This is a genomic window from Streptomyces sp. NPDC055955 (genome assembly GCF_042270245.1).
Classification (GTDB): domain Bacteria; phylum Actinomycetota; class Actinomycetes; order Streptomycetales; family Streptomycetaceae; genus Streptomyces.
Map to the genome: position 1 here is coordinate 94,072 of NZ_JBHJYS010000009.1, position 13,670 is coordinate 107,741.

A 13,670-nucleotide genomic window follows, 5' to 3' on the forward strand; every position below is an offset into this window, starting at 1 on the left:
AAACTGAGCGAGGAGCGCACGTGGGCCTTGTCGTGCAGAAGTACGGAGGCTCCTCCGTAGCCGATGCCGAAGGCATCAAGCGGGTCGCCAAGCGAATCGTCGACGCCAAGAAGAACGGCAACCAGGTGGTTGTCGTGGTGTCCGCGATGGGCGACACGACGGATGAGTTGATCGATCTCGCCGGGCAGGTATCCCCGATCCCTGCCGGGCGCGAATTCGACATGCTGCTGACCGCCGGAGAGCGGATCTCCATGGCCCTGCTGGCCATGGCGATCAAAAACCTGGGCCACGAGGCCCAGTCGTTCACGGGCAGTCAGGCCGGCGTCATCACCGACTCGGTCCACAACAAAGCCCGGATCATCGATGTGACCCCGGGACGGATCAGGACGGCGCTCGACGAGGGCAACATCGCCATCGTCGCCGGGTTCCAGGGCGTCAGCCAGGACAAGAAGGACATCACCACGCTCGGCCGTGGCGGGTCCGACACGACGGCCGTCGCCCTCGCCGCGGCGCTCGACGCCGAGGTGTGCGAGATCTACACCGACGTCGACGGCGTGTTCACCGCCGACCCGCGCGTCGTGAAGAAGGCGCGGAAGATCGACTGGATCTCCTTCGAGGACATGCTGGAGCTCGCCAGCTCCGGGTCCAAGGTGCTCCTCCACCGCTGTGTGGAGTACGCGCGCCGCTACAACATCCCGATCCACGTCCGCTCGTCCTTCTCGGGACTGCAGGGAACCTGGGTCAGCAACGAACCGCACTTCGATCAAGGGGACCAGAAGGTGGAGCAGGCCATCATCTCCGGTGTCGCTCACGACACCTCCGAGGCGAAGATCACCGTCGTCGGTGTCCCGGACAAGCCCGGGGAGGCTGCGAACATCTTCCGCGCCATCGCGGACTCCCAGGTCAACATCGACATGATCGTGCAGAACGTGTCCGCGGCCTCGACCGGCCTGACGGACATCTCCTTCACTCTCCCGAAGACCGAGGGCCGCAAGGCCATCGACGCCCTGGAGAAGACGAAGACCGCGGTCGGCTTCGAGTCCCTGCGCTACGACGACCAGATCGCCAAGATCTCTCTCGTGGGCGCCGGTATGAAGACGAACCCGGGTGTCACGGCCGGGTTCTTCGAGGCGCTCAGTGACGCGGGCGTCAACATCGAGCTCATCTCGACCTCCGAGATCCGCATCTCGGTCGTCACGCGCGCAGACGATGTGAACGAGGCCGTGCGCGCCGTGCACACCGCCTTCGGGCTCGACTCGGACTCCGACGAGGCCGTGGTCTACGGAGGCACCGGCCGCTGATGGCTCAGACCGACAGGCCGACACTCGCGGTCGTGGGAGCGACCGGGGCCGTCGGCACGGTCATGCTCCAGATCCTTTCGCAGCACGCGGACATCTGGGGCGAGATCCGCCTGATCGCCTCCCCGCGCTCGGCCGGCCGCAAGCTGGCCGTGCGCGGGGAGGAGGTCGAGGTCATGGCCCTGAGCGAGGAGGTCTTCGACGGAGTCGACGTCGCGATGTTCGACGTGCCCGACGAGATCTCCGCGCAGTGGGCGCCCGTCGCCGCCTCCAAGGGTGCGGTCGTCGTCGACAACTCGGCCGCCTTCCGCCTGGACCCGGACGTGCCGCTCGTCGTGCCCGAGGTCAATCCGCACGCCGCGCGCGTGCGGCCGCGCGGCATCGTCGCCAACCCCAACTGCACGACCCTGTCGATGATCGTCGCCGTCGGGGCGCTGCACGCCGAGTTCGGGCTGCGCGAGCTGGTCGTCTCCAGCTACCAGGCCGTCAGCGGGGCCGGCCGCGCCGGTATCGACACCCTGCGCCAGCAGATGTCGCTCGTGGCCGGTACGGAACTCGGGACGAACCCCGGCGACGTACGCCGCGCCGTCGGCGACAACACCGGCCCCTTCCCCGAGCCCGTGGCGCTCAACGTCGTGCCGTGGGCCGGTTCCCTGCGCGAGGACGGCTGGTCCTCCGAGGAGATGAAGGTGCGGGACGAGTCCCGCAAGATCCTCGGCCTGCCGGACCTCAAGGTCGCGGTGACGTGCGTGCGCGTCCCCGTCGTCACCACGCACTCCCTCACCGTTCACGCCCGCTTCCAGAGCGAGGTCACGGTCGACAAGGCGCGCGAGATCCTCGCGACCGCCCCCGGGGTCGTGCTCTTCGACAATCCCGCGGCCGGTGAGTTCCCCACGCCCGCCGATGTGGTGGGCACCGACCCGACCTGGGTCGGCCGCGTCCGGCGCTCCCTCGACGACCCGGCCGGGCTCGAGTTCTTCGTGTGCGGGGACAACCTGCGCAAGGGCGCGGCCCTCAACACCGCGCAGATCGCCGAGCTGGTGGCCCAGGAGTTCCCGCCCGCCACGTGAGTTCGGCCTCTTCACCGTCCGTAAACCGGACTCGGTCTTCTTTTATCCGGTGCGCTTTATAGGATCTGTGAAGGACCTGTGGGCGGTCGGTGGTCTCACCACTTGAACGCGTCGGTCCGTGCGCCCGAAGATTCGTCGAAGATCCCTCCCCGTTCCGTGCAACCGCGCACGGGACGGGGAGCGTCTTTGCGATCGCCTTTCGGGGGCGTAGGGCCTAGGGGCGCCAGGGGAAACTGGGGCATAGGGGAAGAGCGGGTACGCATGAGGGCACTTGACGCAGCGTCATGGATGATGCCTGCCGCAAACAGGACGCCTGTCGCGTACAACCCTGACGGGGGGAAGCGTGTCCAACAGGCGTGGCAGAGGTACTCGATTTCACAGCGGTTCAGGCGAGGGGTGCAGCCCTTCGCCCGCCCCGGCGTCCCCGGATGTCCGGTTCGTCCGGCGGCATGCCGGTGATCGCCCCCATGCCAGCAGCGCGGCCTGCCCGCATACCCGCTCAGCGCGAAGGCGCTGAGGAGACGATGGCGGCAGGCACCACGGTCGACCATCTGACCGAGACCTATCGCGCCCACTACCGGTCGCTCCTCGGTCTCGCGGCCCTGCTCCTGGACGACACGGCCTCCTGCGAGGACGTCGTGCAGGAGGCGTTCATCAGGGTCCACTCCGCGCGCAAGAGAGTGCGCGACCCCGAGAAGACGCTCGCGTATCTGCGGCAGACGGTCGTGAACCTCTCGCGCTCCGCCCTGCGCCGCCGCATCCTCGGCCTGAAGCTTCTGACGAAGCCGATGCCCGACATGGCGAGCGCGGAGGAGGGCGCGTACGACCTGCTCGAGCGCGACGCGCTGAAGCAGGCGCTGCGCGGGCTCCAGCGCCGCCAGCGCGAGGTCCTCGTCCTGCGCTACTTCGCGGACATGACCGAGGCGCAGGTGGCGGAGGCCCTGGGGATCTCCCTCGGCTCCGTGAAGGCGTACGGATCCCGGGGCATAGCGGCGCTCCGCGTCGCCATGGAGGCCCCCGCATGAGCAGCGACAAGCACGGCAATGATCGGGATGAGCAGAACAGGCGTGTGGGATCCGGGGATGGAACTGTGAATCACGGCCCCGGCCAGGACGACATCCTCTCCGGCGGTCCCGAGGATCCCTTCGGAGGCCCGGACTCCGCGGGGGGCCCGGATTCTCCCGACCCCCTGGACTCCCTCGGCGGTGACGAGCTGGCGCTGCGGCGCCTGTTGCACCAGGCCGTGGAGGAGATCGAGCCGAAGAACGGGACGCTCGAGCATCTGCGCCGCGCCGTGCCCGCCCGGCGGGCCCGCAAGCGGCAGGCGGTCGTCGGCATGGCGGCCGCGGCCCTCTTCGTCGGCACGGCGATCCCCGCGCTCATCCATGTGACGGGCCAGAGCGGGGCGAACGACCGCCCGTCCATCGCCGGCAGCAGCGAGGCGACGCGCGGCGGTACGGGTTCCGGGAAGGGGCCCGACGGCGGCGAGAGCGGCACGGGGAGCCCTTCGGGCAAGTCCAGGTCCAAGGACAAGGACGGCAAGAAGGGCAAGCCCGGCGACAAGGGCAAGGGGGCGGGCGGTGGTGCCACCGGCGGCCCTGATCCCGCGAGCACGGCGGCCGCGAGCTCCCCGGTCTGCGGGCCGGCCGACCTCGGCGGCGCCTCCGCGAACCTCGGCGCGGCCGACGCGAGCGGCAAGGTCTACGGCTCCTTCCGCGTCACGAACATCTCCCAGGCGAACTGCTCCGTGGACGCCCCCGGCACCGTCTCCGTCGTTGCCCAGGGCGCGGCCGACCCGACCAAGGTCAACGTCGTCGACCACACGGCGGGTGACGCCGCGACCGGGCTGCCCGACCCGTCGACGGAGCCCAGCCAGCTCATCCTCGAACCGGGCATGTCGTACGAGGTCCGCTTCGCGTGGGTGCCGTCCGCGAGCTGCCCGACCACGGGAGGCGGGGGCGACGCGTCGCCCAGCCCGACCCCGTCCGGCGGCACCACGGGCGACGCGACGGGCTCGAACCCGGAACAGAGCGGCCTGTCCACGCAGCTGGCGGCGGAGGGCCCCGCGGCCGACGGAAGCGTCGCGGTCTCCCACACGGCGGAACAGGGCACGGCCTCGTCCAGCACGACGATCCCCAACGCGTGCGCGGGAACGGTGTACCGCACGGGGGTCCTGCCGGCCTCCTAGGGGCTTTCGCCCGGATCGTGCCGGGCTCACGGGTGCCGGCACCGCGCCTCGCGGCGTTGTCGTCAGTCGCCGACGCTCCGCGTGGGCTCCTCCGCCTTGCGGCACACGGCGCCGGCACCCGCTCCCTGATCCGGCCTGATCCAGACGACAGGCCCTGGGGGCGGGACCCGTACAGGCCGGTGCCGTGGGACGCGGGTGCGGTGAGATGCCGGTGCGGTGAGACGCGGGGGAGTGCTGGGCGCCTCCCGCTCCCGCCCGGACGGGGATCAGCCGCTGCGGTGATCAGCCGCGACGGCTCTTCCCGGCGGAGCCGGACCAGGGCCTTTCGACTTCTGGGTCATGCCAGGCCTTGCTCCCTGGGCCGGCCTGATCCAGATGAAAGGCCCTAGCCCCGGGCCGTCTCGGGGCTCGCGGACTGCGGGGAGTCTGCCCTGTCCGAGGCGTCTGCCGCGTCCGGGGCCGTGCCGGTCGCATCGGGTTCCGTGAGCCCCAGCGCGGCGTCCCGCTCGAACTCCGCCTCGCGGCGCAGCAGGCGGAACCACATGAAGACCACGAAGCCCGCGAAGACGAACCACTCGCCGGTGTAGCCCAGGTTCTGGAACGCCTTCAGGTCGAGGCCGCTGCCCTGCGGCGCCGTCGCCGGTACCGCCGTCATCCCGGAGTCCGCCGTGTCGAGCGTGACCCAGGCGTCGTAGACGTCGTACGGGACGAGGTTCACCAGGGACGCCGCGCTGATCGCGCCGAGCTGTCCGGCCGGCAGGCCCCCCGCGGCGGAAGCCCCACCCGAGCTCGGGCTCTCGGAGGCCTGGAGCGCACCGGTGACGGTGACCTCACCCCGGGGTGCCGCGGGAGCCTTCGCGGCGCTCGCCGCACCGGGCACCCACCCGCGTACGACGGGCAGCGCCTTGCCGGCGCCCCCCTCCGTGCGCAGCAACGTCACCACGTAGAACCCGGTCCTGCCGTCGAGTTCACGGTCGGGGACGAGGAGCTGCTTGCCGTAGTGCCCGGTCGCGGTGGCCCGCTTGCCGGACGTCTGCTGGTCCACGGGCAGCAGGGAGCCGAGCGGCCGGGGCGCGGCCTTCTCGTTCGCCGTCGACCGGGCCGAGGCGTCCTTGTGGCCCTGCACCCGGTCCTCGAAGCGGCCGAGCTGCCAGGAGCCCATGAAGATGCAGAAGGGGATGGCGAGCACGACGAACACGTTGATCCCCCACCACCGGGGGGTCAGGAGGAACCGGTACACCCTCCCCACGGTACGGCTCCCGCACGAGGACCCGGGCCGCGGGGTGGGCCCGGTCCCGCGCGGGAGCGCCGCCGCGTTCGTCAGCTCAGATGCCGCGCCGCGAAGTCTAGCTCCAGCCGCACCTGCTTGATCCGCTCCTCCACGACGAGCGAACCGTGCCCCGCGTCGTAGCGGTACACCTCATGCGTGGCGCCGCGCGCCACGAGCCGGTCCACATAGTTGTCGATCTGGCGGATCGGGCACCGCGGGTCGTTGACCCCCGCCGAGATGTAGACCGGGGCCTTCACCTCGTCCACGTACGTCAGCGGGGACGACGCGGTGAAGCGGTCGGGGACCTCTTCCGGGGTGCCGCCGAACAGCGTGCGGTCCAGCGCCTTGAGGGCCTCCATCTCGTCGTGGTACGCCGTGACGTAGTCCGCGACGGGCACGGCCGCGAGGCCCACCGCCCAGACGTCCGGCTGGGTGCCGACGCCGAGGAGCGTGAGGTACCCGCCCCAGGAGCCGCCCGCGAGGACGAGCCGGTCCGGGTCGGCGAGCCCGGACGACACGGCCCACTCGCGGACCGCCGAGACGTCCTCCAGCTCGATGAGGCCGACGCGGTGCTTGAGCGCGTCCGTCCACTCGCGCCCGTATCCGGTCGAGCCCCGGTAGTTGACCCGGACCACCGCGTACCCGTGGTCCACCCAGGCCGCGGGTCCCGCCGCGAACGAGTCGCTGTCGTGCCAGGTCGGCCCCCCGTGCACCTCGAACACGGTGGGCAGCGGCCCCGTGGCCCCCGCCGGCTTCTGGACGAGGGCGTGGATGCGGCCGCCGGGTCCCTCGACCCACACGTCCTCCACCGGCACGGACACCGGAGCCCTGAGCCCGGGCGGATCGAGGACCACGCCGCCCGACGTGGACCGGACGACCGACGGCTCGGCCGCCGAGGACCACAGGTACTCCACGCTGCCGTCGGGCCGCGCCGTCGCCCCCGACACCGTGCCCGGCGGGGTCTCGACGCGGGTCAGCGTGCCCGAGCCGAACTCGTAGCGCCACAGGTCGCTGCGGGCCTCGAAGCTGTGTGCGACCAGGAGCGCCGAGCCGTCCGGATACCACTCGGCGGAGACGTCACCGGGCAGGTCGAGGGCGAGATCGGTCTCCTCGCCCGACGCCACGTCCCACACCATCGGCTCCCAGCGCCCGCGCCGCTGGTGCCCGACGAGGAGCCGGGTGTCCCCGTCCACCGGAGCGAAGCCCAGGACTTCCAGGCCCAGCTCCTGCGAGCCGCCCTTGGTGTCGTCGAGCTCGGCGACCGTCGTCCCGTCGGGCTGCACCACACGCAGGGCCGAGTGCATGGCGTCCCCGTGCTCCGTGTGCTCGATGGCGATGAGGGTGCCGTCGTGCGAGAGGTCGCCGACGCCGGCCGACTCGCGGTGCCGGTAGATCTCCTGGGGCGCGCCGCCGCCGCGGACGACATGGATCGTCGTGCCGTCCTCGTCCGTGGAGCGGCCCACGACCGCCGTCGAGCCGTCCCTGCCGATGGCAAGGCCCGCCGGATACGAGGCTTCGAGCCCGTCCACCGCGGGGACGTCGTCGCCCCCGGCGAAGGGCTGGCGCAGCCAGACCCCGAACTCGTCCCCGTCCTTGTCGCTGAACCACCAGATCCACTCGCCGTCGGGGGACAGGACGCCGTCCGTCGTCCCGTTCGGCCGGTCCGTCGCTCTGCGCTGCTCGCCCGTCGCCCGGTCCCACGCGTACAGCTCGTACGTCCCCGTCGCGTTCGACACGAACAGGGCGCGGTCCGGGGCGTCCTCCGCCCAGTCGGGCAGGGACACCCGAGGCGCACGGAAGCGCTTCTCCCAGTCCGGCATGGATCCGCCGCCCGCCCCCCGAGGGGTCCCGTTGCTCTCAGTCATGGCCCCATAGTGCCCCCACCGGCCGACAATCCGCTGGCGAGGTTCCCCAGCCTGTGGATAACTGCCCGGCCGTGTACTCCCTCAGGGCGACGAGGGCGACGAGGGCGACGAGGGCGGCGAAGGCCGCGCAGGCGGCGAAGGCATGCCTCGTCACACGGGCGGCTCGGCGGGGGCCGGGCCGAGGGTCGTGGTGCCGGGCGCGGCGCGGTGCCCGAGACCCGTGCGGTACGTGTCGAGGGCGGCGTCGATACGGCCCGTGCGGCGGTAGAGGTCGCCGAGCAGACGGCACAGGTCGGCCAGGTCGCCCGCCGCGCCCGCCCGTTCGAGCAGGCTCAGCGCGGTGACGTAGTGCTCCTCGGCGGCCTCGGTCGCGGCCGTCGCCGAGCCGCTCCCCTCGGGGGCGCCCGCGGCCCCCGACTCCTCCGCGATGATGCCGAGCAGCCGGTGCGCGCCCGCGGCGTGGACGGCGCCGCGCTCCGGGTTCAGGTCGCCGAGCAGGGCCCGCAGCAGCGCGGCCGCCTCGTCGCTGCTGCCCCTGCGGCGCAGCACGTCGGCCAGCTCGACCTCGACCTGTGTCGTGTAGAGCGCCGCCCGCTTGGCCGACAGCATGTCGCGCGCCGTCCTCAACTCACGTTCCGCATCGGCGAGTCGGCCGTTCTGGGCGTGGACGTATCCGCGCATCCAGTGGCAGTGCGCGAGTTCGGTGCGGATCTGGAGCCGCTGGTACAGCTCGGCGGCCTTGCTCAGGGACGCGTCGGCCTCCGCGGCGCGGCCCTCGGCGAGGAGCGTGCGGGCCACCGAGCGGTGCATCTTGGCGACGAGCACGGGGTCCCCGGCCTGCGGGGCCAGCGAGAGCGCGAGCTCGGCGGCCTGCGCGGCGCGCGCGTGGGCGCCCATGTCCATGTACGGGGCGATGGCCGCCGTGTAGAGCAGCAGCAGGGCGTCCGGGTCGTGCAGGCCGCTGGTGTTCAGCTCGTCGAGCGCGGACTCGAGGAGGTAGCAGGCGTACCGCAGCTCTCCGGAGAGGTAGTGCGCGACGGCACGCGCGCGTACGACGGGGGCGCGCTGAGGCAGTGGCGCGCCGGCCGCGACGAGCAGCGCCTCGGCGGCTTCGAAGTATCGGTGGGCGTCGGGGAGTTGGCCGGTCTCCAGGGCGCACTCGCCGAGGCCGAGTGCGGCGGCGGCCTGTTCGGCGGCGAGGCCGTGCCGCTCGGCCTCGGCCCGCAGCTCCTCGTACAGGACGGCTGCCTCCTCGGCGGCGCCCGTGGTGAGCCCGCGCTGGGCCTCCGTGAGGCGCAGGCGCAGCCGGGTGGCGAGGTGGGCGGGCTGCCCCGTCGTGAGTTCCTCGTACGTGACGCCGAGCCGCTCGGCGACGTGTCGCAATGCGGCCTCGGAGGGGCGGACGCGGCCCGCTTCCAGCGTGGAGATGTAGGCGGGCGTGTAGGCGGGCTCGGCGACCTGACGCTGGGTCAAGCCGCGATCCGTGCGCAGGCGCAGGACGCGGCGGCCTATGGGTTCGTCTGCGGGCTCTGCGGGCTCTGCGGGCTCTGCGGATGCGGACGGGTCGCCGTCCGGTGCGGGGCCGGGGTCGCCCGGCTCCGGGGTGCTGTCGTGCGTCATCGTGCGGCGCGCCGCCCTTCCTGTCCCGCTCCGTGGTTCCGCTCCCGCAACTGGTGCTCGCCGCAGGGCACTTGAGTCTCACCCCTTGTCAGCCGCCACGCCACCCCCTAGGTTGATCGATCGATTAAGTCTGATTAACCCAGCACTTATCTCTCCTACTTGAGTACCCGAGGTTCTCGTGCCGATACCCAAGTCCCCGCGCCGTCCCCTGCCCGCGGCGCTCCTCGCCGGTGTACTCGCGGCCGCCGCCCTCGGCGGCGCGGGCCTCGCCGGTCACGCCGACGCCGCCGAAGCCGTGAGCGGGTCCGACACGGGGACCCGTACGGTCGAGTACTTCGCCGACTCCCACGGAGAAGGCCGTCACGTCCGGGTTCCGGCGGCCGTACCTGCACAGATCCGCAAGGACAAGCGCGCGCCCGCGACGGCCGCCCCGGACGGCGAGGTCACGGCGCTGCAGAAGACGGGCCCCTCCGAGGGCCGCCTCGACCTCGTGATCATGGGTGACGGCTACACGGCGGACCAGCAGGAGGACTTCAGGCAGGACGCCGAGTCCAAGCTCGGCTCGATCTTCGCGATCGAGCCGTACAAGAGCTACAAGGGCCTCTTCAACTTCTGGCTCGTCAACACGGTCTCGAACGAATCGGGTGTCTCCGGGGACCCCACCCAGGACGTCGTCAAGGACACCGCGCTCAGTAGTTACTTCTTCTGCGACGACGTCGAGCGGCTGCTCTGCATCGACGAGAAGAAGGTCGACTCGTACGCGCAGCGGGCCCCGGACTCCGACATCGTCTTCGTCGTCTCGAACGCCACGAAGTACGGCGGCGCCGGTTACAGCGGCGTCCAGTCGACCGCGGGGCACACCGGCATCGCCACGATGTCCTCCGACAACGACCGCTCGTACCTGATCGGCGCCCATGAACTGGGCCACTCCATCGGCCTGCTGGCCGACGAGTACCAGTACGCGGGTTACGGCCGGTACCCCGGCGCGGAGCCCGTCGAGCCCAACACCAGCGTCCTGACGGCGGACGGCATGTCCGGCGCCAGGACCAAGTGGTACCGCTGGCTGGGCGAGAGCGACCCGTCGGGCGGGACCGTGGGCGCGTACGAGGGCGGCGGCTACTACGAGTACGGGATCTACCGCCCGACCCAGAACTCGATCATGCGTGCCCTGGACACCGAGCAGTTCAACCTCGTCGGCCGCGAGGCGATGATCGCCGGCTTCTACCGCGACGCCGACGTGCTCACGGCCCGCACCCCCACCACCCGCACCCTGCGCCCCCAGGACCACATCCGCGTGGACCTCGCACCGCTCGCCAAGGGCCTGTCCGACGTGCGCGTGCACTGGTACGTCGACGGGGTCGAGGTGCGCCGCGCCGCCGCCGAGCGCACCGTCACCGGCAAGGAGCTGGGCGCGCGCAAGGGCACGCACACCGTCACCGCGACCGCCGTCGACAACAGCGCGTCGCTACGGGACCCGGCGGCGATCCGGGCGGCGTCCAACAGCGTCAGCTGGACGGTGAAGACGGGCAAGTGAGGGGCCACGCGCGCGTGGGGCCGGTTCAGCGGGCGGTCTCGCCCTGTGCGACCTCCACGCCCGCGTGCAGGTCGTGGGCCGCGTCGGCGACCGCGCCGGCCGAGAGCGCCGCGCACACCAGGAGCGCGCCGGCCAGCGCGCGCCGCAGCGCCCTGCGCGGGCGGGCCGCCGCGGCACTCGTGGTCAGCAGGGCGGTGACGCGCCGCGGCACCGGACCCGCCGTGACGGCGAGCGCCGTACGGGGGCGTGCCCCGGCCCCCGGGACGCGGGCCGCGGCGAGGGCGGCCCGGCCGATCGCCCGCGCGGTGAGCGCCCGGTCGCCCGTCGCGGTGGCGGCGGACTCGTCGGCCCAGCGCTCGAGCGCGTAGGCGAGCGGTTCGCGCAGTCCGCGCAGCATCGGGTGCAGGGTGACGGCCAGTTCGGCCGTCGCGAGGAACAGATGGTGTCGGCCCGCGAGGTGCGCGCGCTCGTGCGCGAAGAGCACCTCGCGCTCCTTCGCGTCGAGCGCCCGCAGCATCCCCGTCGTCACGACGATCCGGTCCGGGCGCCCCGGAAGGGCGTAGGCGTAAGGGAGTTCGTCCTGCCGTACGGAGAGTTCGTCGGCGGCGGCGGACCCGGCGCGGGCCGCCCGCATCTCGCGCCGCTGCCGCAGCAGCGTACGGACCAGCGCGAACGCGCCCGCCGCCAGCGCGAGCACGGCGAGGACCGACGCGGGAACGAGCACCGGGGAGCCGTCGCCGAGGAGCGGTGGTGACAGATGCCCGAGGGCGGCCACGGGAGGCAGCCGCAGCGCCCCGGCGGAGGCGAGGAGGCCGAGCGCGGCCGTGCTGGATCCGGCGAGGACCACGGAGAAGCCCGCCAGCGTCCAGGCCGCGGCGCGGGGCGGCAGCCACTCGGCGGCGCGGCGCGCGGCGGGTACGGCGAGCAGCGGCATGAGCAGCGGAATCCAGACGGCGAAGATCATCGGCCGGTACCTCCGCGGTCGCCGCCCGAGCCGCCCTCGGCGTCGCTGTCGGCTCCGCCGTCGAGCAGCGCGCGCAGCATCTGCTCGTCCTCGGTGCTCAGCTCGGAGACGAATCGGGCCAGGACCGTGCCGCGGTCCTCGTCCTTGTCGAGCTCGGCGTGCATGCGGCGGGCCGTCAGCCCGTGCGAGTCCTGCGCGGGCCGGTACGCGTAGCCGCGGCCCGCGCGGTCACGGGTGACCGTCCCCTTGGCGTGGAGCCGGGTCAGGATCGTGGTCACGGTGGTGCGGGCCAGGCCGTCGGCGAGCGCCCGCTGCACCTCGCCGGGGGTGAGCGGTGTCTCGGCGGCCCAGAGCGCGGCGAGGACGCTCGCCTCGAGCTCGCCCGCGGGACGCCGTTCCTGCTCGTCGGCCATGGGAACGATCCTCCGCTCTTCGTCGTCTACAGTTGAGTAGACCGTCTACACGACTGTAGTCGTATGGTCGGCGCGCCGACCCGTGGCCGCCGTTCAGCCCATTATGAGACGACTGAGAGAGGAGCGGCCCGCATGGCCGTAGACCCCCTCGCCGCCGCCCAAGCGGTGAACGTGCTGGACGCGGGCTCCCTCCTGGCCGCCTTCGGCGCCCTCGGCGTGGCCGTCGTCCTGTTCGCGGAGACCGGACTGCTCGTCGGGTTCTTCCTGCCGGGCGACTCGCTGCTCTTCACGGCCGGCCTGCTCTGCGCGGGCGGCTCGCACGGGCCCGTCCACCTCTCGCTGCCGCAGGTCCTTGCGGCCGCCGTCGTGGGCGCGCTGGCCGGGGCGCAGGCGGGGTACTGGATCGGGCGGCGCGGCGGCCGCGCGCTCCTCGCCCGCAGCAGAGCCAAGCGGCTGCACGAGGGTGCGGCCCGCGCCGAGGAGCTGCTCGACCGGTACGGCCACGCCAAGGCGATCGTCCTGGCCCGCTTCGTCCCCGTCGTCCGTACGGTGCTCAACCCGCTGGCCGGAGCGCTCGGGGTGCCGGCACGGGTCTTCACGGTGTGGCAGATCGCCGGCGGCCTGGTCTGGACGGTCGGCCTGGTCCTCGCGGGCTACGGACTCGGCTCGTCGGTGCCGAACGTCGACCGTTACCTCCTGCCGATCGTCGCCCTCGTCGTCATCGTCTCCCTGGTCCCGCTGGCCCTGGAGGTGTGGCGCTCCCGCGCCAGGTCACGCGAGCGCCGCGCCGCGGAGGAGGGCACATCATGACCACACCTCTCGCCTTCGGCGGCGCGTCGGTGGACGGCGGTCTCTACACCTGGGTGACCGACCTGGCGCACGGCACTCCGCCCCCGGTGAACGCCGTCGTGTCCGGCTGGTCGGACTACGGGCTCGCGCTCTTCGCCGTACTGATGATCGCGGCGTGGTGGCGTGCGAGAGGCGAGGGCGGCGTCCGGATGGCCCGGGTCCTCGCGTCCCCGTTCATCGTCGTGGTCGCCTACGCGGCGAACTCCGTACTCAAGTCGGTCGTCGACGAACAGCGCCCGTGCCACACGCTCCACACGGTCACCGTGGAGGCGTGCCCGGCACTCGGGGACTGGTCGTTCCCCAGCAACCACGCGGTGATCGCCGCCGCGGCAGCCGTCACGCTGCTGCTCGCCGACCGCCGCATCGGCCTGATCGCGGTCCCGGCGGCGGTCCTCATGGGCGCCTCCCGCGTGTGGATCGGCGTGCACTACCCGCACGACGTGGCGGCGGGCCTGGCCGTGGGCGCCACCCTGGCCCTCCTGCTCACCCCGCTCGCGACCCGGGCCGCCCCGCAGGTGGACCGCCTGAGAACGACCCGCCTGCGCCCCCTGGTGTCGACACACTGACGGGAGGGGCGAGACGACACAGGGCGGCGCCCC

Annotated in this window: 12 protein-coding genes; 7 read left to right on the forward strand and 5 right to left on the reverse strand. The window is 72.5% G+C overall.

The features are described from left to right. Positions 1 to 20 precede the first annotated feature (20 nt). The 4 genes from ACFC96_RS19740 (at position 21) to ACFC96_RS19755 (ending at position 4,556) form a co-directional block, all read left to right on the forward strand. Complete coding sequence (locus ACFC96_RS19740) at positions 21 to 1,301, forward strand: aspartate kinase (protein WP_116511757.1); 1,281 nt, start codon at positions 21 to 23, stop codon at positions 1,299 to 1,301. Next, the gene (locus ACFC96_RS19745) at positions 1,301 to 2,368 is read left to right on the forward strand and encodes an aspartate-semialdehyde dehydrogenase (protein WP_376255697.1); all 1,068 of its coding nucleotides are present in this window, start codon (positions 1,301 to 1,303) and stop codon (positions 2,366 to 2,368) included. Before ACFC96_RS19740 ends, ACFC96_RS19745 begins: the two co-directional genes overlap by 1 nt. Positions 2,369 to 2,724: 356 nt before the next feature. Next, a complete protein-coding gene (locus ACFC96_RS19750; RefSeq protein ID WP_323136338.1) occupies positions 2,725 to 3,393 on the forward strand; it encodes a SigE family RNA polymerase sigma factor in 669 nt (222 codons plus the stop codon). Between the two features lie 65 nt (positions 3,394 to 3,458). Beyond that, a complete protein-coding gene (locus ACFC96_RS19755; RefSeq protein WP_376255701.1) occupies positions 3,459 to 4,556 on the forward strand; it encodes a hypothetical protein in 1,098 nt (365 codons plus the stop codon). Positions 4,557 to 4,941: 385 nt separating this feature from the next. Here the strand turns inward: ACFC96_RS19755 and ACFC96_RS19760 are convergent, their stop codons facing one another. From ACFC96_RS19760 to ACFC96_RS19770, 3 genes are all read right to left on the reverse strand, one after another. Further along, positions 4,942 to 5,796 carry an SURF1 family protein gene (locus ACFC96_RS19760; RefSeq protein ID WP_376613355.1) on the reverse strand — a complete coding sequence of 285 codons (855 nt, stop codon included), beginning with the start codon at positions 5,794 to 5,796 and terminating at the stop codon, positions 4,942 to 4,944. Between the two features lie 80 nt (positions 5,797 to 5,876). Further along, complete coding sequence (locus ACFC96_RS19765) at positions 5,877 to 7,691, reverse strand: prolyl oligopeptidase family serine peptidase (RefSeq protein WP_376613357.1); 1,815 nt, start codon at positions 7,689 to 7,691, stop codon at positions 5,877 to 5,879. Positions 7,692 to 7,841: 150 nt separating this feature from the next. Continuing rightward, complete coding sequence (locus ACFC96_RS19770; RefSeq protein ID WP_376613358.1) at positions 7,842 to 9,311, reverse strand: helix-turn-helix domain-containing protein; 1,470 nt, start codon at positions 9,309 to 9,311, stop codon at positions 7,842 to 7,844. Positions 9,312 to 9,489: 178 nt separating this feature from the next. Here ACFC96_RS19770 and ACFC96_RS19775 point away from each other — a divergent pair, with 178 nt between their 5' ends. Further along, positions 9,490 to 10,845 carry a M64 family metallopeptidase gene (locus ACFC96_RS19775; RefSeq protein WP_376613360.1) on the forward strand — a complete coding sequence of 452 codons (1,356 nt, stop codon included), beginning with the start codon at positions 9,490 to 9,492 and terminating at the stop codon, positions 10,843 to 10,845. Between the two features lie 25 nt (positions 10,846 to 10,870). Here the strand turns inward: ACFC96_RS19775 and ACFC96_RS19780 are convergent, their stop codons facing one another. After that, on the reverse strand, positions 10,871 to 11,809 hold the full coding sequence (locus tag ACFC96_RS19780; protein ID WP_376613362.1) for a M56 family metallopeptidase: 939 nt from the start codon (positions 11,807 to 11,809) through the stop codon (positions 10,871 to 10,873). Further along, positions 11,806 to 12,222 (reverse strand): BlaI/MecI/CopY family transcriptional regulator, encoded by a 417-nt coding sequence (locus ACFC96_RS19785; RefSeq protein WP_376255713.1) that lies wholly within the window; start codon positions 12,220 to 12,222, stop codon positions 11,806 to 11,808. The genes ACFC96_RS19780 and ACFC96_RS19785 overlap by 4 nt, the downstream gene beginning before the upstream one ends. A 132-nt stretch (positions 12,223 to 12,354) precedes the next feature. On the opposite strand from ACFC96_RS19785, the gene ACFC96_RS19790 reads away from it, so the two are divergent. Further along, positions 12,355 to 13,032, forward strand: coding sequence for a DedA family protein (locus ACFC96_RS19790; RefSeq protein WP_376255715.1), 678 nt, complete (start codon positions 12,355 to 12,357; stop codon positions 13,030 to 13,032). After that, complete coding sequence (locus ACFC96_RS19795; RefSeq protein ID WP_376613364.1) at positions 13,029 to 13,637, forward strand: phosphatase PAP2 family protein; 609 nt, start codon at positions 13,029 to 13,031, stop codon at positions 13,635 to 13,637. The genes ACFC96_RS19790 and ACFC96_RS19795 overlap by 4 nt, the downstream gene beginning before the upstream one ends. Positions 13,638 to 13,670: the final 33 nt, after the last annotated feature.

Coding starts and splice junctions, on each gene's coding strand:
- ACFC96_RS19745 (WP_376255697.1), top strand. CDS start 1,301: ATGGCTCAGACCGACAGGCCGACACTCGCGGTCGTGGGAGCGACCGGG.
- ACFC96_RS19765 (WP_376613357.1), bottom strand. CDS start 7,691: ATGACTGAGAGCAACGGGACCCCTCGGGGGGCGGGCGGCGGATCCATG.
- ACFC96_RS19770 (WP_376613358.1), bottom strand. CDS start 9,311: ATGACGCACGACAGCACCCCGGAGCCGGGCGACCCCGGCCCCGCACCG.
- ACFC96_RS19780 (WP_376613362.1), bottom strand. CDS start 11,809: ATGATCTTCGCCGTCTGGATTCCGCTGCTCATGCCGCTGCTCGCCGTA.
- ACFC96_RS19785 (WP_376255713.1), bottom strand. CDS start 12,222: ATGGCCGACGAGCAGGAACGGCGTCCCGCGGGCGAGCTCGAGGCGAGC.
- ACFC96_RS19790 (WP_376255715.1), top strand. CDS start 12,355: ATGGCCGTAGACCCCCTCGCCGCCGCCCAAGCGGTGAACGTGCTGGAC.
- ACFC96_RS19795 (WP_376613364.1), top strand. CDS start 13,029: ATGACCACACCTCTCGCCTTCGGCGGCGCGTCGGTGGACGGCGGTCTC.